26 protein-coding genes are annotated in these 23,948 nt (G+C 51.2%); 11 read left to right on the forward strand and 15 right to left on the reverse strand.

Annotated features, from left to right (window positions below):
* Positions 1 to 148: 148 nt before the first annotated feature.
* The 3 genes from P1P89_09885 to P1P89_09895 all read right to left on the reverse strand — a co-directional run bounded on the left by P1P89_09885 (position 149) and on the right by P1P89_09895 (position 2,113).
* Positions 149 to 313 carry a hypothetical protein gene (locus tag P1P89_09885; protein ID MDF1591811.1) on the reverse strand — a complete coding sequence of 55 codons (165 nt, stop codon included), beginning with the start codon at positions 311 to 313 and terminating at the stop codon, positions 149 to 151.
* Between the two features lie 672 nt (positions 314 to 985).
* The gene (locus P1P89_09890; GenBank protein ID MDF1591812.1) at positions 986 to 1,177 is read right to left on the reverse strand and encodes a hypothetical protein; all 192 of its coding nucleotides are present in this window, start codon (positions 1,175 to 1,177) and stop codon (positions 986 to 988) included.
* 285 nt (positions 1,178 to 1,462) lie between these two features.
* The gene (locus P1P89_09895; protein MDF1591813.1) at positions 1,463 to 2,113 is read right to left on the reverse strand and encodes a S24 family peptidase; all 651 of its coding nucleotides are present in this window, start codon (positions 2,111 to 2,113) and stop codon (positions 1,463 to 1,465) included.
* Positions 2,114 to 2,178: 65 nt separating this feature from the next.
* Between P1P89_09895 and P1P89_09900 the strand changes: the two genes are divergently transcribed.
* Positions 2,179 to 2,430, forward strand: coding sequence for a hypothetical protein (locus P1P89_09900; protein MDF1591814.1), 252 nt, complete (start codon positions 2,179 to 2,181; stop codon positions 2,428 to 2,430).
* A 213-nt stretch (positions 2,431 to 2,643) separates the two neighbouring features.
* Here P1P89_09900 and P1P89_09905 read toward each other — a convergent pair whose 3' ends face one another.
* The 7 genes from P1P89_09905 to P1P89_09935 form a co-directional block, all read right to left on the reverse strand.
* Positions 2,644 to 4,377 (reverse strand): carboxyl transferase domain-containing protein, encoded by a 1,734-nt coding sequence (locus tag P1P89_09905; GenBank protein MDF1591815.1) that lies wholly within the window; start codon positions 4,375 to 4,377, stop codon positions 2,644 to 2,646.
* Between the two features lie 39 nt (positions 4,378 to 4,416).
* A complete protein-coding gene (locus P1P89_09910) occupies positions 4,417 to 4,632 on the reverse strand; it encodes an acetyl-CoA carboxylase biotin carboxyl carrier protein subunit (GenBank protein MDF1591816.1) in 216 nt (71 codons plus the stop codon).
* Between the two features lie 24 nt (positions 4,633 to 4,656).
* Complete coding sequence (locus P1P89_09915) at positions 4,657 to 5,781, reverse strand: sodium ion-translocating decarboxylase subunit beta (GenBank protein MDF1591817.1); 1,125 nt, start codon at positions 5,779 to 5,781, stop codon at positions 4,657 to 4,659.
* Positions 5,778 to 5,909 carry a hypothetical protein gene (locus P1P89_09920; GenBank protein ID MDF1591818.1) on the reverse strand — a complete coding sequence of 44 codons (132 nt, stop codon included), beginning with the start codon at positions 5,907 to 5,909 and terminating at the stop codon, positions 5,778 to 5,780. The genes P1P89_09915 and P1P89_09920 overlap by 4 nt, the downstream gene beginning before the upstream one ends.
* A 139-nt stretch (positions 5,910 to 6,048) precedes the next feature.
* Positions 6,049 to 6,438 (reverse strand): carboxymuconolactone decarboxylase family protein, encoded by a 390-nt coding sequence (locus P1P89_09925; protein ID MDF1591819.1) that lies wholly within the window; start codon positions 6,436 to 6,438, stop codon positions 6,049 to 6,051.
* A 78-nt stretch (positions 6,439 to 6,516) separates the two neighbouring features.
* Positions 6,517 to 7,680, reverse strand: coding sequence for an acyl-CoA dehydrogenase family protein (locus P1P89_09930; GenBank protein ID MDF1591820.1), 1,164 nt, complete (start codon positions 7,678 to 7,680; stop codon positions 6,517 to 6,519).
* Positions 7,681 to 7,841: 161 nt separating this feature from the next.
* The gene (locus tag P1P89_09935) at positions 7,842 to 8,621 is read right to left on the reverse strand and encodes an IclR family transcriptional regulator (GenBank protein MDF1591821.1); all 780 of its coding nucleotides are present in this window, start codon (positions 8,619 to 8,621) and stop codon (positions 7,842 to 7,844) included.
* Positions 8,622 to 8,881: 260 nt separating this feature from the next.
* Here P1P89_09935 and P1P89_09940 point away from each other — a divergent pair, with 260 nt between their 5' ends.
* Together P1P89_09940 and P1P89_09945 are read left to right on the forward strand one after the other, a co-directional pair.
* Positions 8,882 to 9,868 carry a CoA transferase subunit A gene (locus P1P89_09940; protein ID MDF1591822.1) on the forward strand — a complete coding sequence of 329 codons (987 nt, stop codon included), beginning with the start codon at positions 8,882 to 8,884 and terminating at the stop codon, positions 9,866 to 9,868.
* A 13-nt stretch (positions 9,869 to 9,881) separates the two neighbouring features.
* Entirely contained in the window at positions 9,882 to 10,649 is a 768-nt protein-coding gene (locus P1P89_09945; GenBank protein MDF1591823.1) for a ketoacid-CoA transferase, read from the forward strand.
* Positions 10,650 to 10,682: 33 nt separating this feature from the next.
* On the opposite strand, the gene P1P89_09950 is transcribed toward P1P89_09945, so the two are convergent.
* Entirely contained in the window at positions 10,683 to 11,531 is an 849-nt protein-coding gene (locus P1P89_09950; GenBank protein ID MDF1591824.1) for a D-amino acid aminotransferase, read from the reverse strand.
* 168 nt (positions 11,532 to 11,699) lie between these two features.
* Here P1P89_09950 and P1P89_09955 point away from each other — a divergent pair, with 168 nt between their 5' ends.
* The 3 genes from P1P89_09955 to P1P89_09965 all read left to right on the forward strand — a co-directional run bounded on the left by P1P89_09955 (position 11,700) and on the right by P1P89_09965 (position 14,365).
* Positions 11,700 to 12,461 carry an aldolase/citrate lyase family protein gene (locus P1P89_09955; GenBank protein MDF1591825.1) on the forward strand — a complete coding sequence of 254 codons (762 nt, stop codon included), beginning with the start codon at positions 11,700 to 11,702 and terminating at the stop codon, positions 12,459 to 12,461.
* A gap of 60 nt (positions 12,462 to 12,521) precedes the next feature.
* The gene (locus tag P1P89_09960) at positions 12,522 to 13,481 is read left to right on the forward strand and encodes a hydroxyacid dehydrogenase (protein MDF1591826.1); all 960 of its coding nucleotides are present in this window, start codon (positions 12,522 to 12,524) and stop codon (positions 13,479 to 13,481) included.
* 95 nt (positions 13,482 to 13,576) lie between these two features.
* The gene (locus P1P89_09965) at positions 13,577 to 14,365 is read left to right on the forward strand and encodes an aldolase/citrate lyase family protein (protein ID MDF1591827.1); all 789 of its coding nucleotides are present in this window, start codon (positions 13,577 to 13,579) and stop codon (positions 14,363 to 14,365) included.
* Between the two features lie 68 nt (positions 14,366 to 14,433).
* Here the strand turns inward: P1P89_09965 and P1P89_09970 are convergent, their stop codons facing one another.
* From P1P89_09970 to P1P89_09985, 4 genes are all read right to left on the reverse strand, one after another.
* Positions 14,434 to 15,816, reverse strand: coding sequence for an FAD-linked oxidase C-terminal domain-containing protein (locus P1P89_09970; GenBank protein MDF1591828.1), 1,383 nt, complete (start codon positions 15,814 to 15,816; stop codon positions 14,434 to 14,436).
* 120 nt (positions 15,817 to 15,936) lie between these two features.
* Positions 15,937 to 17,199 carry a DUF362 domain-containing protein gene (locus P1P89_09975; protein MDF1591829.1) on the reverse strand — a complete coding sequence of 421 codons (1,263 nt, stop codon included), beginning with the start codon at positions 17,197 to 17,199 and terminating at the stop codon, positions 15,937 to 15,939.
* 197 nt (positions 17,200 to 17,396) lie between these two features.
* A complete protein-coding gene (locus P1P89_09980; GenBank protein MDF1591830.1) occupies positions 17,397 to 18,371 on the reverse strand; it encodes a peptidyl-alpha-hydroxyglycine alpha-amidating lyase family protein in 975 nt (324 codons plus the stop codon).
* A 153-nt stretch (positions 18,372 to 18,524) separates the two neighbouring features.
* Positions 18,525 to 19,367 carry a DUF1932 domain-containing protein gene (locus P1P89_09985; protein ID MDF1591831.1) on the reverse strand — a complete coding sequence of 281 codons (843 nt, stop codon included), beginning with the start codon at positions 19,365 to 19,367 and terminating at the stop codon, positions 18,525 to 18,527.
* Between the two features lie 315 nt (positions 19,368 to 19,682).
* Here P1P89_09985 and P1P89_09990 point away from each other — a divergent pair, with 315 nt between their 5' ends.
* Genes P1P89_09990 through P1P89_10010 form a run of 5 tightly spaced genes read left to right on the forward strand, consistent with a single transcriptional unit; the run spans position 19,683 to position 23,912 of the window.
* Entirely contained in the window at positions 19,683 to 19,919 is a 237-nt protein-coding gene (locus tag P1P89_09990) for a 4Fe-4S dicluster domain-containing protein (GenBank protein MDF1591832.1), read from the forward strand.
* Positions 19,916 to 21,070: a 2-oxoacid:acceptor oxidoreductase subunit alpha gene (locus tag P1P89_09995; GenBank protein ID MDF1591833.1), complete on the forward strand. Its 1,155-nt coding sequence runs from the start codon at positions 19,916 to 19,918 to the stop codon at positions 21,068 to 21,070. Before P1P89_09990 ends, P1P89_09995 begins: the two co-directional genes overlap by 4 nt.
* Complete coding sequence (locus P1P89_10000) at positions 21,070 to 21,918, forward strand: thiamine pyrophosphate-dependent enzyme (protein ID MDF1591834.1); 849 nt, start codon at positions 21,070 to 21,072, stop codon at positions 21,916 to 21,918. Before P1P89_09995 ends, P1P89_10000 begins: the two co-directional genes overlap by 1 nt.
* Positions 21,900 to 22,448 (forward strand): 2-oxoacid:acceptor oxidoreductase family protein, encoded by a 549-nt coding sequence (locus P1P89_10005; GenBank protein MDF1591835.1) that lies wholly within the window; start codon positions 21,900 to 21,902, stop codon positions 22,446 to 22,448. The genes P1P89_10000 and P1P89_10005 overlap by 19 nt, the downstream gene beginning before the upstream one ends.
* A 24-nt stretch (positions 22,449 to 22,472) precedes the next feature.
* Complete coding sequence (locus tag P1P89_10010; protein MDF1591836.1) at positions 22,473 to 23,912, forward strand: 4-hydroxyphenylacetate 3-hydroxylase N-terminal domain-containing protein; 1,440 nt, start codon at positions 22,473 to 22,475, stop codon at positions 23,910 to 23,912.
* The last annotated feature ends 36 nt before the right edge of the window (positions 23,913 to 23,948 follow it).

Genomic DNA, 23,948 nt, shown 5'->3' on the forward strand with positions numbered 1-23,948 from the left:
CAGCAACAGGGTGTCTTGGCTCCTCCATAACCGCATACTACACCATGTGGTCGGTTGAGTAAAGTGCATACCCACTAAGAATATTTTTATAAAGTTGATTTTGGGGAAGAATATACAGAAGAAAATCTAAGACAATAAATCGGAAGGTTCAAACCGCCGAAGAATATATAGTTTCAGATCGCCGCTGACAGCTGGATTTAACCCCATCGTCATATCCTTCAATGAGTACATCCACCAGCACTTCTTCGGAATACGCAGAATTGACAAGGGAAAACGTCAGCATGAGACAAACCAGCAGTTTTCTTAAAATCATATTATGCACCTGAATTATCAGCGGGTTATAAATAAATTAAAGGGGGATTTTATCACATGTTTTACGAAATTACCATAATTTTTCAGGCGGGACAATCAGGTATCGGCAAAGCAATGAACGACCCCGTAGCAAGGTCATGCCGGACTTGAGGAGCCTGCCCCGCACCTTGATGCGGGGGCATCCAGTTTATGTTTCTGGATTCCGGCTTTCGCCGGAATGACGGCTCGCGGCAAGCCGCGGGGAATTGGACCCAAAAGAGAATTAAAATTTTTACATAACATTCAAAACCGGCTTATATCCTTGTCTTTCTACAACCCATAAGCCGTCGGTTACTTATATTGTTTAGCAGGCTGTTGAAAAACTGCGTCTGAGGCCGCCATACGGTGTTGCGCAGCTCTCGCCAATACTCACATATGCTTGAGAATATGCTGCGCTTGTCGAATCGCCGCGCGCCTTGTCTGTCGACCTGATTCTTGTTTTTCAACAACCTGTTAGAATCCTGATCAGGCCAAATGGCAGATCGGCGCAAAAATATACCCCCGATTCTTTATTTTAGGATCCGAGCAGGGTGAAGTTCCATATTCTTTCTACAGCCCAAACACCAGCGTTCCCATAATCGATACGGCCACAACCATCGCCATAAAAAAGCAATCGAATATCCCTTCAACGATTCTAGTGAACATAATGCCCCCCATAACTGCTGCCCTCATCATTAAAAAATTCCTGGGCCTCCTCAACAGAATCAAATAGCATCCAGTCGCGTTTAATGGTGACCCCGGCCTGTTTTCGGGTTATTTCCACAGTGGTGTTTCCATGATATTCGTAACACTCATAATAATTCGGATAGGATTCATATCGTGTCATTTTCCTTTACCTCCTTAAAATAGGATCACCACCTCTTTTGGAGGTGATCCAAATTTAATTAAGCTCATCGATGTTGAGTTGCTTTCCGCAGCAGGGACACCGGGTCAAATTATCCATACTTTTTCCTTTAGATTTGAAAATTATCCGGCAGTTCATATTTGAAAACTGATACTGGACCCATATCGCGCATCCGCAACCACAAAAGCGTTGTTGCATTTAACACCTCCTGTTGTTTATCTATACGTTTAAATGTTTATATATATCAACTCTAAAGGCAAAAAAAATTTACCTGAGTTCCCTGCTGACCCAGATTACCTTTCCAATAATGCGTACGCTGTTTATTTCACTGCCCTGAAGGTAAATCGGAGAATAGTCCTTGTTGTCACTCAGCAGGACAAGCTTGTTCGGGTGTTTTTCCAGCCTTTTGACCATTATCGTATCATCAACACCCACAGCGTATATGGCGCCTGCCAAAACGTCCCTCTGGGATTCATCGATCAGAATGGTGTCGCCATCCTTCATCTCGGGTTCCATGCTGTTGCCAAAGATATCCATTAACACCATTTTATTTACGGCGCCTTTGGTACCCAGCCAGTCCTTCCGGAAAGCATAGTAACCTTCAATTTCGGAACCGACTTCAAAAGACCCGCCGCCGGCACATAACCGGGCTTTTACCTTTGGAATGTTCTTATATATGGACTCGGAATCGGTTTTTTTGTGAAATATCGGGCCATTGCCTGTTTCAATCCAGTCCGGATTTAAACCAAAGGATCGATACAACTGCAATATCCATTTGTCAGGGATAGAATCCTTTTTTCTGGCCTGTGTTATTGCGGACCGGTTTATATTCAGTGCGGACGCCAACTCGGTTTGGGAAGTCATCCCTGTTGCTTCAAAGACCCGCTTTAAAAAGGAATCAAATTGAGTAGTCGCCATATTATCACCTTGGAACATATTTGTTTTTAATTGTTGTTTAACTATATAAACATAAAATATATAAAATGCAACAATTATTTTTAAAAAAATGGTTTTTCCCCAACGCGCCGGGAGAAAGGGTGCCGGGATTCGAAAGCTCAGGTGTTCAAGCAACTGTTATTAATTATTTTTTCAAAGCTTTCGATACCCTCTCACCCTCTCCGATACTTCGCCGGGCATCGCTGGCGGGTAGGATTTTGCAGGGGGGAAAGACTGAAGCCGTTTCAAAACCCAGCCAAGGTTTTGAAACGGCTTCTTTGGTAAAACCCCTTAATTGAGCCAAAAGATGTACGGTCTTTATCAGGCGCCGCATTCAGAATCAGGTATCGCCGCTTCTACAGCTTCAGGCCAGGTCAACTTATTTTCTTTTCAAACCAGATCAGCTTCAACATGAGGCTCAGGTCGAGATCAGTCATCGTATCAGATTGCCGACATTTTTGGCTCAATTAAGGTTATCGGTAAAAAGACGGTTCCAGCCGTCTTTTATTCACTTATCCTTTAATACTGCGGGGAAGCAGCATCTGGTGCTGGGGGCAAATCGATTTGGGGTTCTGGTAGGCAGATCCCGCAAAAGCCACCATGTATTTGCGCATCTCGTTCATGGGAACGACTTCATCCACCAGGCCATATTTGGCGCAGTAAGCCGGTCTGGAATTATCGTGATATTCCTGGGCCAGCTTGTTCATGCTTTCGATCACGGGTCCCAGTGGCCGGCCGGCTTCTTTTTCCTTGACCAGACGGCGCGAATAGGTTGCCACTGAAGCTGTTTCACCATGCATGACGTAGATCTCCGTGGCGGCCGTGCCCAGCGTAAAGGCCGTGTGCCGGTTGGCGGTGGGCCCTCCCATGATATAATGCGCGGCGGCCGTGCCCTTTCTTAAAACAAACAGCATCATGGGTACATCCGTTTGCTGAATCGAATAGATCAGGCTCTGGCCGAGCCCCAGCAGTTCAGCCTTTTCGGCAATATCGCCCACATCGATCCCGCTGGTGTCCTGGAACCAGACAATCGGCACCCGGTCTCTGCCGCACAGGGTCACAAATTCATTCAACTTGATAAGTCCCTGGCGATAGAGCTTGCCGCCGATACCGGGATAATCGGCGTATTCGGGGTAGCCTTTGCCCAGAAATCCCTGCCGATTTCCGATGCACCCCACCAGGTATCCGTCGACCTTGCACAGGCCCGTATATACCTCCGGCCCATAGTCCGGTCGAAACTCCATCTGTTCGCTGCCGTCCACCAGCCGCGCCAGCACGTCGTCAAAGCTGTATACCTGTTTTTGATTCATGGGTATCAGCCGGTAGATGTCGTCGCTGGAAAATTTCGGCTCTTTGGGTTCAGCCACCCGGAAGAACTTGGGATTATAAGCCGGCATATCCTTCATGTAATCTTTCAGCCCGTCCAAAACTCCTTTTTCTTCTTCATACACATACCTGAAAAAGCCGGTCTCATCATAATGGATTTTTGCCGACCCGGGTGGTTCTACTTTAAATTTTTTCGCAGCGTCGATGAGCTGTTCGGCGCCCTCTTCATCAAAAAATCCCCTGGGCGACATGCCGCTCAAGATTCCGCCGCCCCCCACTGCAATGTTGCAGTCTTTATGGGCAAAAAGGATGGCGGGGCTGATGCCCTGATAACCGCCGCCGGCCGGATTGGTCCCATAGATGCCGGCCAGGACCGGAATGCCGCACTGCGCCAGCTCGGCGTGCCGGAAAAAGGTTGTGCCCGAACCGCGCCGGTTGGCATAAAATTTTTCCTGCTCATCCAGTTTAACGCCGCTGCAGTTCACCAGCCAGACCAGCGGAACATTCAGCCGCTTGGCGAGATCCGTCGCCCGTAAAACATTTTCAGCCTGGCCCGGAATCCAGGCCCCGGCAATGTATTTGTTGTCAAAGCCGATGATAACCGCCCATTTTCCGGAAATTTTAGCAAGGCCGTCGAAAACATTGGTGGTCCCGACTTCATTGTCCATGGGGTTGTATAGGGTGTGCAGCGGGCACCAGGTGCCCGGGTCAACCAGATATTCCAGCCGTTGCCAAACCGTCATCTGGCCGCGCTGGTTGATTTTCTCCGTGGGAAATCCGGCGTTTTTTGCTTTTTCCACGGCTTCGGCAATTTCGCTTTCGGTTTTCTTGACCAGTTCAACATTTTCCTGGGTTCGCTTGATCTGGCCGTCCTTAAGTTCTTTGCCGAAATCCGTCATTTTTTCAAAATAAGATTTCATGGCTTTACTCCCGATCCTGATTTAATACGATTCGCTTTACTATTCGATAACCCCCAAAACATCGTCTTCCTCAACCGTATCCCCTTCTTTGACCTTCACTTCCTTGACGGTTCCACTGCAGGGAGCAAACACCGGTGTTTCCATCTTCATCGCTTCAATGATGATGGCTTCGTCATCCTCTTCCACCTTCTCGCCAACAGAAATGTAAACCTTGAATACTTTGCCCGCCAGCGGGGCCAAAATTTCTTGTGCCATTGTGATTCCTCCGTTTATTAAGTATTATCGTAAAATTGTCAAAAAAACGCCGGCGGCTATCACGGTACCGATGACCCCGGCGACGTTCGGCCCCATGGCGTACATCAACAGATAGTTCTTTTTATCCGCCTCCGCTCCGACCTTGTGCACAACCCTGGCCGCCATGGGTACCGCCGAAACGCCGGCAGCGCCCAGCAGCGGATTGATTTTTTCCTTGGCAAAAAGATTCATGAGCTTTGCCAGAAGCACGCCGGTGGCCGTACTGATCATGAACGCAAACAAACCCAGAAAAAAGATAAATATAACCTTGGGCTGCAGAAACGATTCAGCATTCATGGTGGCCCCAATGGGCAGACCCAGGAAAATCGTAACAATATTGAGCAGCTCGTTCTGGGCGGCATGATTTAACCGCTCCACCACTTTGGCTTCACGGAATAGGTTGCCGATCATAAACATGGCCATGAGCGGCGCTGCCGCCGGAACCAGCAAAATAATCACCAGCGCGGAAACCATGGGGAAAAGAACCTTTTCCAGCCGAGAGACTTTACGCAGTTTTTTCATTTTGATGACGCGTTCTTCTTTGGTGGTCAGCAGCTTCATGATCGGCGGCTGAATAATGGGCACCAGCGCCATATAGGAATAGGCCGCCACCGCACAGCTTCCCAGCATATGGGGCGCCAGTTTGGTGGCCAGAAAGATGGTGGTGGGGCCGTCCGCTCCCCCGATGATACCGATGGTGGCCGCTTCTTTCAGGTCAAAACCGATGGCATAGGCAACAAAAAATGTAATATAGACGCCGGCCTGGGCGCCGGCGCCCAGAAAGATCAAGACCGGACGGGCCAGCATCGGCCCGAAATCGGTCAGGGCGCCAAGCCCCAGAAAGATCAGGGGCGGAATAATTTCCCACTGAATGCCGTAGTGATAAAACCGCCACAAAAGCCCCTCGTGCGGTTTCATCAGGTCGGCCAGGGGAAGATTGGCAAGAACAATTCCGAAACCGATGGGGAGCAGCAGCAGCGGCTCATAATCCCGGGCGATCGCTAGATAGATCAGGGTAAAACCGATGGCCCACATGACGACCATGCCGGGTGTCACAAAAAAGAATCCGGACGTTTTAAACATTGCCAGTGTTTCTTCAATCAGAATCATTTTTCACCTTCGCCGGAATTCAATCGACTGGTCACGCCGGACACGATCTTAATGGAAATGTAAAGAAGCGCCATTCCTAAAAATACACCGCTGATGCCGGCAACGAAAACGCTTAAAGCCTCATACACAACGCATCTCCTTTCAGATTTGATTGGAAGAAGGCCTGTTCCACATAATGAAACATTGTTTGGTTTGGCTAAATACCTATACCAGACCGAAGCAGCATGTCAAGTCGCATTTTATACCAAGGCAGCCCGGTTCAATGCACTATCGAAGCGGCCACTGGCCTCTTTCGGTCAACACCGCCCGGAGCTCCTTCAAGGCCTCGTTCGTGGCAGGCACACCGCCATAAACAGCCGTTTGAAAAATGACTTCTGCAATCTCCTGCGGGGTGCAGCCCACATTCAAGGCCGCCTGAATATGCAGGTTCAGTTCATCCGGGCGGGAAAGCACCGTCAAAGCGGCAACCGTAACCAGCTGCCGGGTTTGATGGGGTATTTTTTCCCGGGCATACATCTGGCCGGTAATAAACAGGGACAAATCTTTTGCCAAATCCTTGTCAAACGCCTTCCACAGTTCAAAAGGCCTTTCACCGGAAACATCCTTAAAGTAAAGGGCTGCCGTCTCTTTTGTTTTTTCAACGACTGTTTTGCTCAAAACGATAATGTCCTTTCGCTGCCGGAACCGCGGGCGAGATGCAACCCGACAATCCGTATTTTTCAGAATCCCCGCCGGTTACCGGTTCGCTTTGCGGACACCGAGCTGATCAAGGGCGATGATCCATTTGCAGATATTGGCCGAACCTTCCACCATGGCATAGGTCGGTGCATCCCGATAGTAGCGGGCAACCGGATACTCGGTGGAGTAACCGTAAGCGCCCAGAATTCTCATGGCAAAGGTTGCCGCCCGCGTGACCGCCTCCCCGGCCAAATACTTTGCCTGGGCCACATCCAGGCCATTGTCCAGTTTGCCCTGGTCCTTTGTCCAGGCTGCTTTATACACCAGCAGCCGCGCCGCCTCGATTTCAGTGGACATCTGGGCGATCATATCCTGGTTCATCTGAAACTCGCCGATTGATTTTCCGAATTGTTTTCGGTCCTTGCAGTATTTTACGGACGCGTCCAGACAGGCCTGTGCCAGACCGACCCCTCCTGCTGCAGCCGAAAGACGGGTCTGGTTCAGGGAGCTGAATACAATTTTGGCGCCGTCGCCGGGTTTTCCGAGAATATTTTCCTTGGGCACTTTTGTATCGGTCAGGAATATTTCGCCGGTGGGGGATGAATGGGATCCCATTTTATCCAGTTTTGAAGTCTTGACACCGTTGAAATTTTTGAGTTCCACCACAAATGCAGACAGTCCCTTGGAGCCCTGGTCACGATCGGTATAGGCATAGTAGATAACGACATCGGCAATATCGGCATTGGAAATCCATGTCTTGGATCCATTCAAAAGCCAGTGGTCGCCTTTGTCTTCCGCCTTGGACGCCAGGGCCATAACATCCGAGCCCGCATCCGGTTCCGTGATGGCGAACCCACCGATATAATCGGCCTCCACCAGCTTGGGGATATATTTTTTCTTTATTTCATCGTTGCCGTATTTAAAAATCGTATAAGCGCATCCCAAGGCCTGCATGTTGACCTGGACCCTGAGCGAACTGGATGCCCGCGCGATTTCTTCAGTGATGATCATGGCCGCCAGCCAACCCATATCCGTACCTTCAAATTCTTCCGGGATGACGGTCCCAAAAAATCCCAGCTCTCCCATGGGCTTGATGGCTTCCTTGTAAGGGAAGTAATGCTTTTCGTCCCATTCATCGGCAAACGGGGCAATCTGCTTGGTGGCAAACTCCCGCACCACCTTTCGCAACATCTCAAGATCATCCGATAATTTAAAATCCATGTTTTCCTCCTCCGCATTTTAATGTTAATCGGCCGAAACGGTGAATAAAATTTCGACCCCTAAACCGTTGACTGCTCCGGAACCAATTGCGGCCGCAGTTAAGTGATACGTAACCCCTGCTTCAACAGGATTTATCAGCCCTTATAATTATGGGGCCGGTTCTAATGGGCATCGCGAGCGCCCATTGCTTCAGAAAATTTTTTGGCAACCAGCAGCAACTCCCTGACGTATTTTTTTCTGAGTTTTTGATCCCGGTAACGCATTTCCGGAATGGCCAGACTGATCGACGCCAGCAGTGACCCCCGGTAGTCCAGTATCGGCGCGCTCAGCGACCCCAGACCCGGATTGCGTTCGCCCAGACTGGCGGCATACCCCTGTTTCCTAATGGTTTCAAGTTCTGCCTGAATTTTCTTTTTGTCGATCAGGGTGTTTTTTGTAATCGCCGCCAGTTTGACCTGCCGCAGGTATGATTCGATAAATTCCTGCCCTGAAAACGCCAGCAGACATTTGGAAGATGCCCCGGCATATAGGGGCGAGCGGCTGCCGACCGGCATAAATCCTTTAAGGTTCTGGGAAGATTCCCTATTGTCGATACAGATGCGTTCATTTCTTTCGATGACGTTCAGATGGACCGTTTCCTGCGTCCGGGAAAGCAGCTGCATCATATAGGACTGGGCCGCCTGTGTAACCGGATAGGTGCGCTGCAGCGAATGTAAAAAACTAAAATAAATATTGCCCAGCCGATACTGGCGGGTTTGGGCGTCCTGATCAACAAAGGCATACGATTTCAGGGTCTGGAGAATTCTCTGGACGGTTGCCGGGCTGAATCCCAAATGCGTACTGAGTTCTCTGACACCCCAATAGGGTCGCTCCCCTTCAAATGCTTTCAGAATTTTGAGGGCTTTTTCAACCGAGTTGAATGTAGGTGTCGTTTGTTTCATAATATAAAACAATGTTTTATTAACAGCGAAACTTATGTCAGACCCGCAGGGCTTTTGTCAAGAATTTTTTGTGCGGCGCTTCTCCCGCTTTCCGATTCTCCGTTGCTGCAAATGCCTCTTGACAATCAACCCTGAAATTTGTCATAATTTTTTTTAAAACATCGTTTTATATTATGAAACAAGCAGCGACCCCGTCTTTCAGGAACGTTGCCGCAAACTTAACAGGCAGTTAAATCTCATCTTCCAGGAGATTGCGATTCATGCGCATTGAAAAAGGCGATTCAAACAAAATAATGCCCCTTGCCGAGGCCATAAAACGTTATGTTTTCGACGGTTGCCATATATCTATCGGCGGTTTTACCATGGTCCGAAACCCCATGGCGGCTGTATATGAAATCATCCGGCAGGACATCAAAAACCTTCATCTTTATGCCCATTCCAACGGGCAGGGCGTTGATGAACTCATCGGCGCCGGCTGTTTGGCAAAGTTGGAAATCGCATATGGCGGAAACGGCCGGTTTGCTTCAACCTGTGTTCGCTTTCGCAAGGCGGTTGAAGCGGGCGCCCTTTCCGTTGAAGACTATACCAACTATCAGATGACGTTAAGATTCATGGCCGGCGCCATGGGAGTTCCCTATCTGCCCACCCGCGCCTCTTTGGGAACCGACATCATCAATAAATGGGGATTTTCTGAAGCCGTGCGCAAAAAAGATCCGAAAATTCCCGACCGGAAACTGATTGTTGCGGATAATCCCTTTGATACGACGGGCGAAGTGCCGAAAGTGGTTCTGGTCCCGGCCATCAATACCGATGTGGCGATTTTACATGTTCAAAAAGCAGATGCCCAGGGTACCGCCCGTATCAACGGATTGACCTTTTCCGATATCGAACAGGCCAAATCCGCCCAACACGTCATTCTTACCTGTGAAGAAATCGTCAGCACGGATGATTTGAGGGCAGATCCGGACCAAAACCAGATTCCTTTTTTCTATGTGGATGCGGTCGTCCATATCCCCTTGGGCGCTTTTCCCACGTCCTGTCACCGCTGCTATGACTATGATCCGGTTTATTTGAATGAATATCTGAAATCGGCGCAGGACGATACGCAGTTCAAAGCGTACCTTGACAGATACGTCTACGGCGTCAGAGACCATCAGGACATGTTAAAACTCATCGGCCCGGAGCGCATCAACCGGATCAAGGCGGATCCGCAGAAAGGATATGCCGTCGGACTGGACAGAAGATGATTTGGAGAGAATCATGACAGAATATACCCCGCGGGAAATGATGGCAATCGCAGCGGCCCGCCAGATTCAAGATGGTGATATTGTTTTTTGCGGCACCGGCATATCCATGCTGGCCGCCATGGCCGCCAAACATATCAGCGCACCCCAGAGCGTCTTGTTTTTCGAAACCGGAGCGATCGACTCGGTTTTAGAAGAAATCCCGCTGACAGTGGCGGATTCCCGGGTCATGTTCTGGACTTCCGTCAACGGAAGCCTGGCAGACGCTTTTGCCACCATGCAGAATAGAATAACCGGCAGCCATGTCATCGGCATTCTGGGGGCCGCCCAGATCGACCGGTTCGGCAATTTAAACTCCACTGTCATCGGCGACTACCACAAACCCGCCGTCCGGTTTTCCGGAAGCGGGGGCGCCAGCGATGTGGCTTCTTTTGTCAGCCGAACCATCATTTTCATGCAGCATGAAAAAAGAAAATTTGTCTCCAAGGTTGATTATGTCACCAGCCCGGGATGGATCGACGGCCCTGACGGACGGAAAAGGGTCGGACTCCCGGACGGCGGTCCCTATGCTGTCATCACAAATATGGGAATCTTGTATTTTGACGATCGAACCAAAGAAATGTATCTGGGCGGATACTACCCCGGAGTTGACCCCGACCGCATACTTGACAATATGGGATTTACGGTGGACATTTCCCGGGCAACCGAGGTGGCGCCGCCTTCCCAGCATGAACTCAGGATTCTGCGGGAGGTTTGCGACCCCCAGCGACTAATACTGGGGTGAGACGAGAACCCATCTCAAAAATGCAAATGGGTTCTATTCCGATTCGATGCACTTTTTCCGCAGCGCATCCCCAAGTCGCCTGCTAAATGGCCCCACTTGGCCATCGGCGATAGTCTTCCCGTCTATTGTGACGATGGGAAGCACTTCGGTGGTTGTTCCCGTCAGGAAAACCTCTTCGGCCCCGTATAATTCTTCAATCCCGTAAAACCGCTCGGCGGTTTCAAGTTGCATTTCTTTCGCGCAGTTTAATACAACCGCCCGGGTTATTCCCGGCAGGATGTTTTCTGTCAACGGATGGGTAACAAGGGTTCCCTGTACAACAATAAACACATTGGAACTGGTGGCCTCGCGCACCACCCCGTTCTCGGCCACAAAAATGGCATCATATGCGCCGCTGTCAACCGCTTTCTGTTTGGCCAAAACGTTGGCTAAAATCTGTACCGTCTTAATGTCGCAGCGCCCCCACCGGAAATCTTTCACGGTGATCGCTACAGCACCCGCTTGCCTCAGTTTCGGATCGGTTTCATGCACCTTGCGGACGGTCATCACCACCTGGGCCTGCGGCGCATCGGGAAACGCATGATTCCGGGGAGCGACCCCGCGGGAAATCTGGATATACACCCCTGCCCGCGCCAAAGCGGCCTTATGGAAAAGCTCATTAACCGCTTCCCTTATATTTTCCTTGGAAATTGCCGGAAAAGAGAGCGCGTTCAATGACCGGTCGAGCCTGTCCAGGTGGGCTTCCTGGAAAAACAGGCGGCCGTTGTAACTGGCAATATATTCGTAGACGGCATCCCCGAACTGGTATCCCCGGTCTTCAACCGGCACCATCGCTTTTTCAATCGGCAGAAACGTGCCGTTGACATAGGCTAACTCTGGCATTTTTATTTCTCCATTTCTGTTTTAATAAAAAATATTTATATCCGCCGCAAGGTACGTACTATACTCAACTCGAATGATAGTTGCAAATTTTAATTTTCATTATAGAATGTTTCATTCTTCCCGATAACAGGACACAATTTTTATCTTTTTCCCAACAAGGAGGTATAAATGAAGTTTATACGTGACCGCGTGCTGCGCCGGGAACTCATGTTCGGCGTAGGCGCCCAACTGGGTTCCAGCCTCACCGTTGAAATGATCGGCGCCGCCGGCTTTGATTGGACCTGGATCGACTGTGAACATGGGGCCGGCGACCACAGTGAGCTGATTACCCAGATTCAGGTCGCCAGTCTGGGCAACGCCCCGCCGGTTGTAAGGATCGCCTGGAATGAGGCACCTCGCTTCAAACGGGTTCTTGATCTGGGCGCCAGCGGCATCATGGTGCCGTATGTCAACACCAAGGCCGAAGCCCGGCTGGCCGCCCAATCCATGCGCTACCAGCCCGAAGGAATTCGCGGGGTCGCGCAGTCTCCCCGATCGTGTGGGTTCGGCCAAAATTTCGAGGATTATTTTGCCAAGGCAAATGACAATCTCCTGACAATCGTGCAGATTGAAACCCGGGAAGCGGTGGACAACGCCGCTGAAATTGCTGCGGTTCCGGGCGTTGACGTTCTGTTTGTGGGCCCCTTTGATTTGAGCATCAATATGGAAATTGTTAAAAAATTTGACCACCCCGACTTTATCGCCGCCCTTGAAAAAGTATCCGATGCCTGCAAACAGCACGGTAAAGCCGCTGGAATCCTGACCCCCAGGTCCGATTATCTTACAGCGTGGATTGAAATGGGGTACACTTTTTTTGTCGTGGGCTCGGACAGCGGTTGTGTTACCAACGGCTTAAATCAGATCTATGGCGCCTGTAAAAATTACAAATGAATATAGCTGTGTTCCGTATGTGGAATACCGGCATGACCACTTGATCTCAAAGGAGACTATATGAAAACGGTTCTCGTCAACAAGCCGATTCACCCGGATGCCTTGAAAAGACTGTCGGAAGAGGTCCGGATATTGACCCCGTTTAAAGCATCCCGTGCGGAACTTATGGACATGCTTTCCGGGGTGCAGGGGGTTGTCCTCTGTCTCGGGTTGGATTTTACCGCAGAAGTAATCGATCACTGCAAAGTCATTGAAGTCATCGGGCGCCACGGCGCCGGCGTCGAAACCGTCGATGTTGAAGCGGCAAACCGCAGGAACATTCCGGTGGTGTTTACGCCCTTTGGCCCTACGGAATCCACGGCCGAACACGCCTTTACGCTGATGATGGCGACGGCACGCAAATTGTCCCTGCTGGACAGGGAAATCCGTGCGGGTAATTTCCATATCCGGGATCAGGTCATCGGACGCGAATTGTTTAGCGCCGGTGTCGGCGTTGTCGGATTCGGCCGCATCGGAAAACGCTTTGCGCAAATGTGTCGGTCTGCCCTGGAAATGGAGATCCATGTTTTTGATCCGCTTTTGGATCGGTCGGAGGTGGAAGCCTGGGGCGCTGTTTATGAAAACGACCTTGTGGAAATGGCGCGCAAGGTTGATGTCCTTTCGCTGCACTGTCCCCTGACCGATCAGACCCACCAGGTGGTCAACCGCCAAGTGATCGCCGCAATGAAAGCAGATGCGATTTTCATCAACGCCTCGCGCGGGCCCCTTGCGGACGAACGCGCCTTGGTTGAAGCCCTGCAGCAGAACAAGATAGCCGGTGCCGGCCTGGATGTATACGATCCCGAATCGCCTGCAGAAGACAATCCTTTGTTTTCTTTAGACAATGTGGTACTGACGCCCCATCTGGCCAGTTTCACGGATGAAGGACGAAAGCGCATGGGACTAACCGTCGTGGAAGATGTTCTCAGCGTCCTGCGCGGCGATCCGCCTAAGTATCCACTCAATCCGGAAGTGCTTTAAATTGCCCATAAATTTCCGGCTAACCACCATCGGAAAACTTTCGGATCTTTATCGGTTTTCTGAATATACCGCTTGTTGCCATAAAGGAGATTATGATGAGAAAAAATAAATTGCGCGAATTGCTGAAGGCAGGCAAACCGACTGTCGGCACACGGGTGCAAAGCAGCTGGCCGTCTATTGCCGAAGTCATCGGTCATACCGGCATGTTCGACTATATCGAATTCCTAGCTGAATATGCCCCTTTTGAACTGTATGCACTGGATAATTTTTGTCGTGCGGTGGAACTTTTCGACATGTCCGCCATGATCAAAGTCGATGCGGAGCACCGGGGGTTTCTGGCCCAGCGCGGCATCGGCGCCGGATTCCAGAGCGTCAATTTTGCCGACTGCCGGTCCGCCGATGACGTTCGCGAATGTGTGAGAATCACCCGCCCGGATACGCCTGAAGACGGTGGAACCCACGGCGCCGGCATGCGTCGCTTTACGTACATGGGGTACGGGGGCGGCCCTGATTACGTTCAGGCGCTCCGGGATGTTGTCATCGTCGTGATGATCGAAAAACAATCGGCCGTCGATCAGCTCGATGAAATACTCTCGGTCCGGGGGGTCGACATGATTCAGTGGGGTCCGTCGGATTATTCCATGAGCGTCGGGCTGGCAGGGAAAAAAAGTGACCCCAAAATCAAAACGGCTGAACGTCTTGTCTTTGAAAAAGCAGCTAAATACGGCATTCCCGCCCGCGCCGAAATTGCCGGTATCGATCAGATGAAATACTATCTGGATATGGGCGTTCGTCATTTCAATCTGGGTACGGATATCGGCATTCTATATAACTGGCTGAAAGAAAACGGCGGCAAATTAAGAGAGGTAATAGCAGGCGCTTAGGTAAAACTTTTTAACCAATCTTTACAACTTGAACCGCAACAGCGAGTCCATTCGCGGCAAGACTTGTATCAATCCAGATCCATTTTGCCCGGGTTCAGGATGTTGTTGGGGTCCACCAGGCGCTTGATTCCCCGCATGAGGGCCATAGCTTCGGCATCATGCTCCAGTGACATGTAGGGGGCTTTGGCCAGCCCGATCCCGTGCTCCCCGGTCAGGGTGCCCCCCAGCGCGCAGGTGAGCCTGAAAACTTTCTCCACAACATTGCCGAGCCGCCGGACCTGGTCGGGCTCATTCTTGTCATACATGACCTTTGGGTGCAGATTCCCATCACCCGCATGCCCGAATATCACGAAAGGGAATCCTTCCTCGCGAACGATTTTGGCAATCTCATCCAGCATGACCGGCACCTGGGAAATCGGTACGGTGACATCTTCACTCACGTTGTTCGGACGCATGGACGCCGCCAATCCTGAAATGGATTTTCTGATCCGCCAGAGTTTGGCCGACTTTTCCGATGAACTGGTCGTCTGCTGTTCGATGGCGCCGCAGCGGGTAAAGACCTCGATAACCTTATCCATCTGAAATTCGGCTTCCGCATCGGTATAGCCGTCCGTTTCCACCAGAATACAGGCCTCTGCCTGGGCTATCTCCATTTTGTTATTATTCTTCAGCAGTTCCAAGGTATTTGAATCCATGATTTCCATCACACTGGGGACGATGCCGGAGCTCATGATACCCGCCACTGCCTCTCCGGCTGCTTTAAGGCTCGCAAAGTAGGCCAGTCCCGTGTGAAAGGCCAAGGGTTTCGGATTAATCTTGAGGGTAATCTCGGTGATGACCCCCAGGACGCCCTCAGAGCCCACAAACAGACGGGCGATATCCAGCCCTGAACTGGACTTGATGCAGTGGGAACCAGTCCGCATCAACTTGCCGGAGGGAAGTACGACTTCCAGCCCCAGGACATAATCACGGGTCGTGCCGTATTTAGCCCCCCGGATGCCGCCGGCATTGGTCGCAACATTGCCGCCAATCGTACAGGCCATGGATGACGCCGGGTCTGGCGGAAAGAAATACCCCACCTTGGCCAGCTCCTTATCCAGCTCCGCATAGATGACTCCCGGCTGGACAATCGCCTGCCGGTCGAGGATATGGATACCCACGATCTTATTCATTCGCATAAGGTCCAAGACGACACTGTCCCGGCCCTGGCTGGGAACGGCTGCCCCTGCCAGGCCCGTTCCGGCGCCCCTGGGGATAACCGCAAAACGTTCCTGATTCGCCAATTGAAGTACCCTTATGACCTGTTCGGTATTGACGGGCCAGACGGCCGCCAAGGGTCGATGCGAATGATCCGATGCATCGTATGAATAGGATATCATATCGATTAGACCGTCTGTGACCTGTTCGGGCCCAAGGAATTCCATCAGTTTTTCTTTAATGCGCTTTCCCATCCGGCATCCAGTCTTTCAGTTGTATGGAGGAATGTCCGTTTGATGAGACAATCCTTTCCAAGGCATAACACTGCATCATGTCTTGCTTCAGGTTTTAATGATGTTGCTGTAATTAACCGGTCAGCCGGCAAACGGACTGATTAGGTCGCCAGCCTTGTCAAGTTCCATCTCATTCCATTTCCCAAGGATTTTCAGGCCCGGTTTTTGCCTGATTTCACTTTCAAGTGCTTGTGAAACAGAAATATTTTCTAGATCCAAAGTATTTTTGATATGGACCATTCGGACCTGCGCCATGGGGATATCGCCGATGGAACTGAAGCAGGCCGCCAATGCCTCCCGGTCGGTGTCAAAATACATCGGGATGGCCCCTTTTTCCGGACTGATGGCCGTCAGGCAGTTGACATAGGTCTTATGCCGGTCCATCTTGTTGACGAGCCGCGTGGTGGTAAAATCGGCAAAACCAATTCCAATCGCACTTCCTTCGGTTGCGGCCGTCAAGTCTCTCACATATATCCGTTTAGGCCGCGGGCCGGTTATAAAGTCGCCCAAAATATCACGGTTGCGGCCGATGACCTTGGTGTCCATCCCGGTCCCGGATATATCTTTTCCGATCTGATCGATCACCAGCACATCGATCGCATCAAACGGAATCCGGGCCATCCGCTCTTTTGACGCGGCCAGCAGTTTCTTTTCACCCTCAAAAATAGATTCCGGCTGCAGCGCCTTGATCAGGCAGGTCTGGTGATAGGCGTTTTCAACAATGCCCAATCCAAAAAGAACCGGGCATCTCTGGATCACCTCCAGTCCGACATTTTCGACGATCCTTTGAAATGTTAATTTTACTGCAGCGCTGTGATAGTATTCGGCGCCTTTGTGTTTGCCCATGCCGATGGCCATCATCTTCATAAGACCGCTTTCGATGGGACCTTCAAACTTTGTATGCGGCTTTACCCGATTGACGACAACAATATGATCCGCCTCATTGGCATATTTGTCCACATATATCGGATAGCCGTCACTGGCATCTCCCAGGCAGACCACCGCCATGCTGCTGTGCACGGGGCATCCCATGGCCGCTTCGGTTATTCCTAAATTTTCAAGAACCTTTAACTGCCCCTTATCCGTTGCGCCGCCGTGGCTGCCCATGGACGGAAAGATAAATGGCTGCGCACCTGTTTTTTTCAGTTCGTCAACGACGCCCCGTGTTATTAAGTCAATATTGGCGATGCCCCGGCTGCCCCCTGTTATGGCCACCGTCTCCCCGGCTTTTACTTTTTCTTGAAGCCGGAGCGCCGATACCTCCCTGTACGTCTCCGCACGGACATCCCCAATATGCTGAGGATCAAAGGTCTGATTTATTTTCGCCATTTTAGGAAATTTCATATAACACCCCTTTTGTATGTATACGCCGCTGGATAAAAGCATCTCCTGTTGTAAGATGCAGATGGTTTATCGAGCTATGTCCTTATTGTCAATTGCTGAAAAATAGGTGCATGATCCATCTGCGTGGATTTCGCTCGTTGTCGCGGATTCAATCTCAGCCGACTCCAAAATGGCAGCCCGCTCGGGCAAGTCGCCCGTTAGGCACACGCAAACTTCTGAAAGGTATGGGCGTCCTCGCGCACACCGCCGCGCGATACGCCGAAGGTATGGGTAACCTCGCCCACATACATATCACCACGCGAATCCACGCACAGGGTATGCGGCGCAACGAAATTTCCGGGAGCTTCACGGTCGGCGCTGCACCAGTGCGACAGCAGGTTGCCCCCAAGGTCCAGAAGCCTTACACCTCCCGGCAGATCGAATCTGACCGGACCGTTGGTGAAAGACATGCTCCCGGGTTTCCACCAAAGCTCCGATACGTAAACCCGCCCTTCCTTGTCGAAGGAAATGTCTGTGGGCCGCTGGACGTGCGTCCACATGTCAAGATACTTTCCATCAAGGGAGAAAATCTGAATACGATCATTTTCCCGGTCGGCCACGAAAACGCGCCCGTCAGGAGAAATCCCGATACCGTGCGGCAGGATGAACTCGCCGGCGCCGGTTCCAGGCTCGCCCCAGGACTGGATAAGCTTCCCGTCGGCACTAAAACGATGCACCCGTGAGTTGCCGTAACCGTCGCAGACGTAAAGATCGCCGTTTGAAGCAATGGCGACATCGGTGGGCCGGTTAAAGGGCGGGCCGCCTTTTTTGACACTATCCATGTTCTTTCCGTCGTAGCCGGTATCCGAGGCCTTGCCGGAGGTACCGATCATCATCACCTGTTTTCCCTCGGGCGTAAATTTACGAACGGTATGATCGCCGTCGTCAACCGTGTAAATCATGTCGTTCGAATCGATGGCAATCCCGTGCGTACGCTGTGTGAATATGCCTTCACCCCAGGAACGAAGAAAATTGCCGCCCCTGTCGTAGACGATAACTCTGGCGTCTTTCCGGGTCATCAGATAAACGTTATCCTTGGAGTCGACCGCCACCCCGTCCACGTCCTTATGGACATACCCCTTAGGCAGCTTCTCCCACCCTTCAACAACTTTGAAATTCGGAACCACTTTCACTGATTTATACTCCTTTTTTCGGATTTGATTATTTGGCTATCCATTTTAAGATATTTACCTGCCAAGCAAAATAAAAACACCCGATTATTTCTTTTGGTTCGCCTGCTGCCCCCGAAAAGGCACCAGGTGATACGCCCGGCCTGACAGTTCATTTTATTCATGTTTCATCGCTTCCAATATACTTTCTATTGTCGGAAGGGAGGGAGCATCTTTAAAGCCTGCGAGTCGGGTATAGACATTTGCCGCTGTCTCATGAAACCCGCCCGGCAATCCCGCCGACTCAAAAGTGGACGAAATTTCTTTCATCTCACCAATAAAGCGCCAGGCTTTTTTGGTAACAAGCCTTACCTTGTCTTTGGACTCATCCGCAAATGTCGAACCGTTTCGGGACCATTCCTCATAAAGTTCTTCACTGACGTTAAAAGCCGATGCCGTGGCCAGTATTGCACACAACAATGCAGTCGTGCCCTTTGTATATGCGGCGTAACACATTTTTAGAGCCGACGCTTTTCCGATTTCCTCGCCGATCACACTGGTTTCAAGGGGACCGCCAGTAAAAAAAGAGGCCGCCTCGTCGGCACTGGATCCTGACAGATACAACCAGGTCATTCCCCGTTTCGTTGGTGGGTTGCCGATAATACCGCCGTCAACAAAATCTGCTCCTGCTTTTTGAATCACCTGGGCGATCCGTTTTGTCCGTTGCGGTGAAATTGCGTTTGCATCAAGGTAAAGGCCTTTGAACCCAAGCGTGGAAACCTGATCGGCAACCGCTTCAGCCGCATGGGGCGGGCATACGCTTACGATGGCCGAACAGGTAGCACACAATGTTTTCAGATTTTGGGCGTCCTTAAGACCTATTGCTGAGGCCCGCTCATGGGTCTGTGGCCCACGGCCTTCGGAAACCCAGTAAACATTGTTTCCGGCATTCCGGATAGTTTCCGCGACCCTTATGCCCATATTCCCTGGATTTAATATGCCGATTTTTCTTTGATTCATTTTTCCCCCCTTGAACCCCAGATGAATGTTTGAGGTTTTATAACAAATAACAATTTTAGTAACAATAAAATTTTATAAACAACCGTTGTTTGGGCTAAGGCCGAAGTTAACGGGTATGAATCTCAAAAGGTAACGCAGATGCAGCAAACCATAAGGGAACAACTTAAAACATAGAGCGGATTGCGATTGACTAAAATGATTTTATATGTTTTGTAACGAGCAAGTTTTTAGGAAAAATCATACTGAATACCACCCCGGTGTAAATAATATTCGAATTTTAGGCCGAAGAAATAAAATGTCAGGGGCTGAGGTAAGATGTCAGAAATAATTATATTAAAAAATTCGTGCAAAGGTATTGAAGATTGCGGGATCTGCATGTCGGTATGTCCCAAGAATCTGTTTGCGCCCTCCCATGAGATGAATGAAAGGGGCTTTCTGCCGCCAAGGGTTATTGATGAAGATCCCTGCACAGTATGTATGAACTGCATGGTCTCCTGCCCGGATATGGCAATTGTGGTGGCAAAGAAAAAGAAAACCAAGGAACCAAAATGAAAAAAGAAGAAAGACTGCCGGCCGGGGCCCATTTTATTATGGGCAATATCGCTCTGGCGGAAGGGGCCATTGCCGCCGGCTGTAATTTTGTCTCCGGATATCCCATTACACCCGCCAGCGAAATTGTCAACCGGCTATCGGTTTTACTTCCGGGTGCCGGCGGCGGGTTTCTACAAACCGAGGATGAAATCAGCGCCATTTGTGCGGCCATCGGTGCTTCCTGGGCCGGCTGTAAAGCCATGACCGCCACTTCAGGCCCCGGGTTCAGCCTGATGCAGGAAAATATAGGGTTTGCGGTGGCGACTGAGACGCCGCTGGTAATTGTTGACGTACAGCGACTCGGTCCCTCAACCGGTGTACCCTCCGTCGGGGTGGCCGGCGACGTGATCCAGGCGGCCCGTGGTTCTCATGGGGATTACCAGATTATTGCCCTGAGTCCTGAAAGTCCCCAGGAGATGTTTGACATGACCATCCGGGCCTTTAACCTGGCAGAAACATACCGGGTGCCGGTTTTTATACTGGCGGATGCTTTCATCGGCCATATGCGCGAGCAGGTGGTGATTCCCGCCCAGGACAATGTATCATTGCTAAACCGCAAAATACCTGCGCCGGGGACCGATCCGATGTCCCGTCAGGATTTCCTGGATCCGGCCGTTGCACCCATGCCGGTTTTCGGCCGTGGGCTCAAAGCCCATGTTACCAGTTCCTGCCATGATAAAAACGGGATGCGCAACCTGAGCGATCCGGCGAGCATGCATGCTTTTATTATGAAACCCATTGAAAAAATTCTAACCCAGCGGGACCGTATCGTCGAAACCGAAAGCGATTATCGCAGCGGGGATACACTCCTTGTCAGCTACGGCACGGTTTCACGTTCAGCCAAAGCCGCCCTGGCAAAGGGTCGCGCCGCCGGATTCAAAATCGGTCTGCTTCGCTTAAAGACAATCTGGCCGTTCGCCTCCAAAGAGATTGAAGCGGCTGCCCAAAAGGTCAAGCGGATGGTTGTTCTGGAAAACAATACCGGCCAGCTTTTCCCCTATATTAAAGCCGATGCGGCCGCGTATTGTCGTGTCGATTTTATGGGACCCCGGATCCTGGGCCAGATTCCCGACCCCGATGATGTTTTAAAATACATTCAGGAGACTACCTGATGGACGCAATTGAGCATCCTTTACGAAAATATACCCGACCCCATGTCACGCGTACCACCACCTGTCCGGGTTGCGGCAACGGGATTGTGGCCCAGGCCATTCTGCGGGCCATTGACGAGCTTGGCCTGGAGATGGATGATTTTGTCTTTGTATCCGGCATCGGCTGTTCGGCCTGGATCCCCAGCCCGCTCTTTGCAGCCGACACCCTGCATACCACCCATGGCCGCCCGGTGGCGTTTGCCACCGGTGTCAAACTCGGCCGGCCGGATATGAATGTAATGGTCGTCAGCGGCGACGGCGACTTGACCGCCATCGGCGGGAACCATCTCATTCATGCCGCCAGAAAAAATATTGATTTGACTGTCGTCCTGGTCAATAACGGCATTTACGGCATGACCGGCGGCCAGACTGCCCCCACCACCCCGCTGGGCCTGACCACCATCACGAGCCCTTATGGGACCATGGAACATCCACTGGACATTTCCGCAACGATTGTCGCCGCCGGCGCCCCATTCGTGGCCCGCTGGACCACGGCCCACCCGCGCCAGCTGACCCGCTCCATCAAAAAGGGCCTTCAAAAAAAAGGGTTTGCCATGATTGAAGCCATCAGCCAGTGTCCGGTCCAGTTCGGCCGGGTCAGCAAGCTGGGCAAGGCCACAGATTTTCTCCAGCATTATAAGAAAAACAGTATCAGTTTCAGTAAAGCATCCGGGTTAAGCAGGGAGGAACTCGCGGGCCGAATTGTCATCGGTGAATTTGTTGATATTGAAAAGCCCGAACTTTCCAGCCAATGGATGGATTTGAAGCATCAAATGGGGCAGGAGGCTCAATGTCACAACAAGCAATAACCCTGGCCGGCGTCGGCGGGCAGGGGTCGATTTTGGCCGGAGTCATATTCGGATCTGCCGCCGTCACCTACGACCATAAATATGCGGTTCAAACCCAGGCATACTCTGCGGAGTTAAGGGGCGGGTTCGCCGCCGCCTGGGTCATCGTGTCGGATCGCCCGGTCCTGTTTCCGCGGGTCATCCGGCCGGATATCCTGGTCGCCCAGGCCCAGGACGCCATTGACCGTTTTGCCGGGACCCTTCAGCCCGGCGGGATTTTAATTTTTGATTCAGACCTGATCCAGACAGTCCCCGACGGTATCCAGAACGCCTATGGCGTTGCGGCGACCTCCCTTGCTCGAAATCAGATTCAGGATATGATCGTAACCAACATGATCATGCTCGGGGCTTTGTGCCGCTTAACTGAAGTGGTGAGCCGCAAGGCGCTGGAAACGGCCATTGCTGAGGCCGTTCCCAAGGGAAAAGTGGATATGAACCACCAGGCATTCGCGCTTGGCTTCGATACGGTTAAGCTTTTTAAACCTGAATAGAATTGTCAGGCAGGAGAATTTGTCATGGGACTTAAGACAAAAAACGAATACATTGAATCACTACGTAATATGAAGCCGACGGTTTATATGTTCGGCGAAAAGATAGAAAATGTTGTTGACAACCCCCGCTTAAGGGCCGGAATAGAGGCAACCGCGGCAACTTATGAACTTGCTCAAATGCCGGAATACCGGGACCTGCTGGTTACAAAAAGTCCGCTGATTCATGAAGCGGTAAATCGCTTTACCCTGCCGCCCGGATCCATTCAGGACCTGGTTGCCCGCGTCAAGATAAACCGCACCCTGGGCAACTGGGTCGGCACCTGCCATCAGCGCTGCACCGGTCTGGACTGCCTCGCAGCCCTTTCCATCGTCACTTTCGACATCGACCGGAAGTACAATTCCACATATTATTCGCGCTTCATCGAATTTTTGAAATATATTCAGAAAAATGATCTTACCGCTAACGCCGGCGTAACCGATGTTAAGGGCGACCGGTCACTTTCACCGAAAGAACAGCCGGATCCGGATGTATATCTCCATGTGGTTGAAAATCGTGACGACGGCATCGTCGTCCGGGGGGCCAAGGCCCATCAGACCGGTTCGGTTTCCTCTCACGAGATTATCGTTCTGCCCACCCGGGCGCTGCGAAAAGGCGAAGAGGAGTTTGCCCTTGCTTTTGCGGTGCCATCAGACGCTCCCGGTCTGATCCATATTGTGGGACGTTCAAGCCTGGACACCCGCGAGCTGGATGGATGGGATTGTGGCAACACCCGCTATTCCAAGTATTGCCCCACCGTTATTTTTGACAATGTGTTCGTCCCCTGGGAACGGGTATTCATGTACGGTGAGGTGGAATTTGCCCAGGAAATGGTTGCCCGATTTTCAGCCTTTCACCGCCAGAGTCATGGCGGCTGTAAATCCGGTAAAATCGACTGTATGACCGGAGCTGCATTAACCATGATGGATTACAATGGAACCGCCAAGGCCGGCCATCTCAAGCAAAAAGTGATCGATATGATCCACCGCGCGGAAACCCTTTACGGATGCAGCCTGGCTGCTTCATACGAAGGGCACAAAGAGCCGTCCGGCACTTATTTCATCGATCCGGTTCTGGCAAACGCTTCCAAAATTCACGAAGGCCGGGAAATGGCCGAGGCAACCCGCCTGATGATCGATGTTTCCGGCGGGTTTGTCGCTGACCTTCCTTCTGATCGCGATTTGGAAAATGAAGACATCGGACCCCTGATTAAAAAATACTTGAAGGGGGCGTCCGAGATACCTACCGAAAAGCGTATCAAGATGTACCGGTTGGTTGAAAAGATGGCCATGGAAAGCGCCGATACCATCTCCGATATTCACGGCGGCGGGTCGCCCGAGGCGCATCGAATCACCATTTTTCGGGAAAGCAACACCGACGCCAAGAAAAAAGCGGCCAAACGTTTGGCCGGAATCGCAGATACATAAATCAAAAAAACAGGCTTTGTTGCAGGAACCAACAAC

This window comes from Desulfobacterales bacterium (genome assembly GCA_029211065.1).
Taxonomy (GTDB): Bacteria; Desulfobacterota; Desulfobacteria; order Desulfobacterales; family JARGFK01; genus JARGFK01.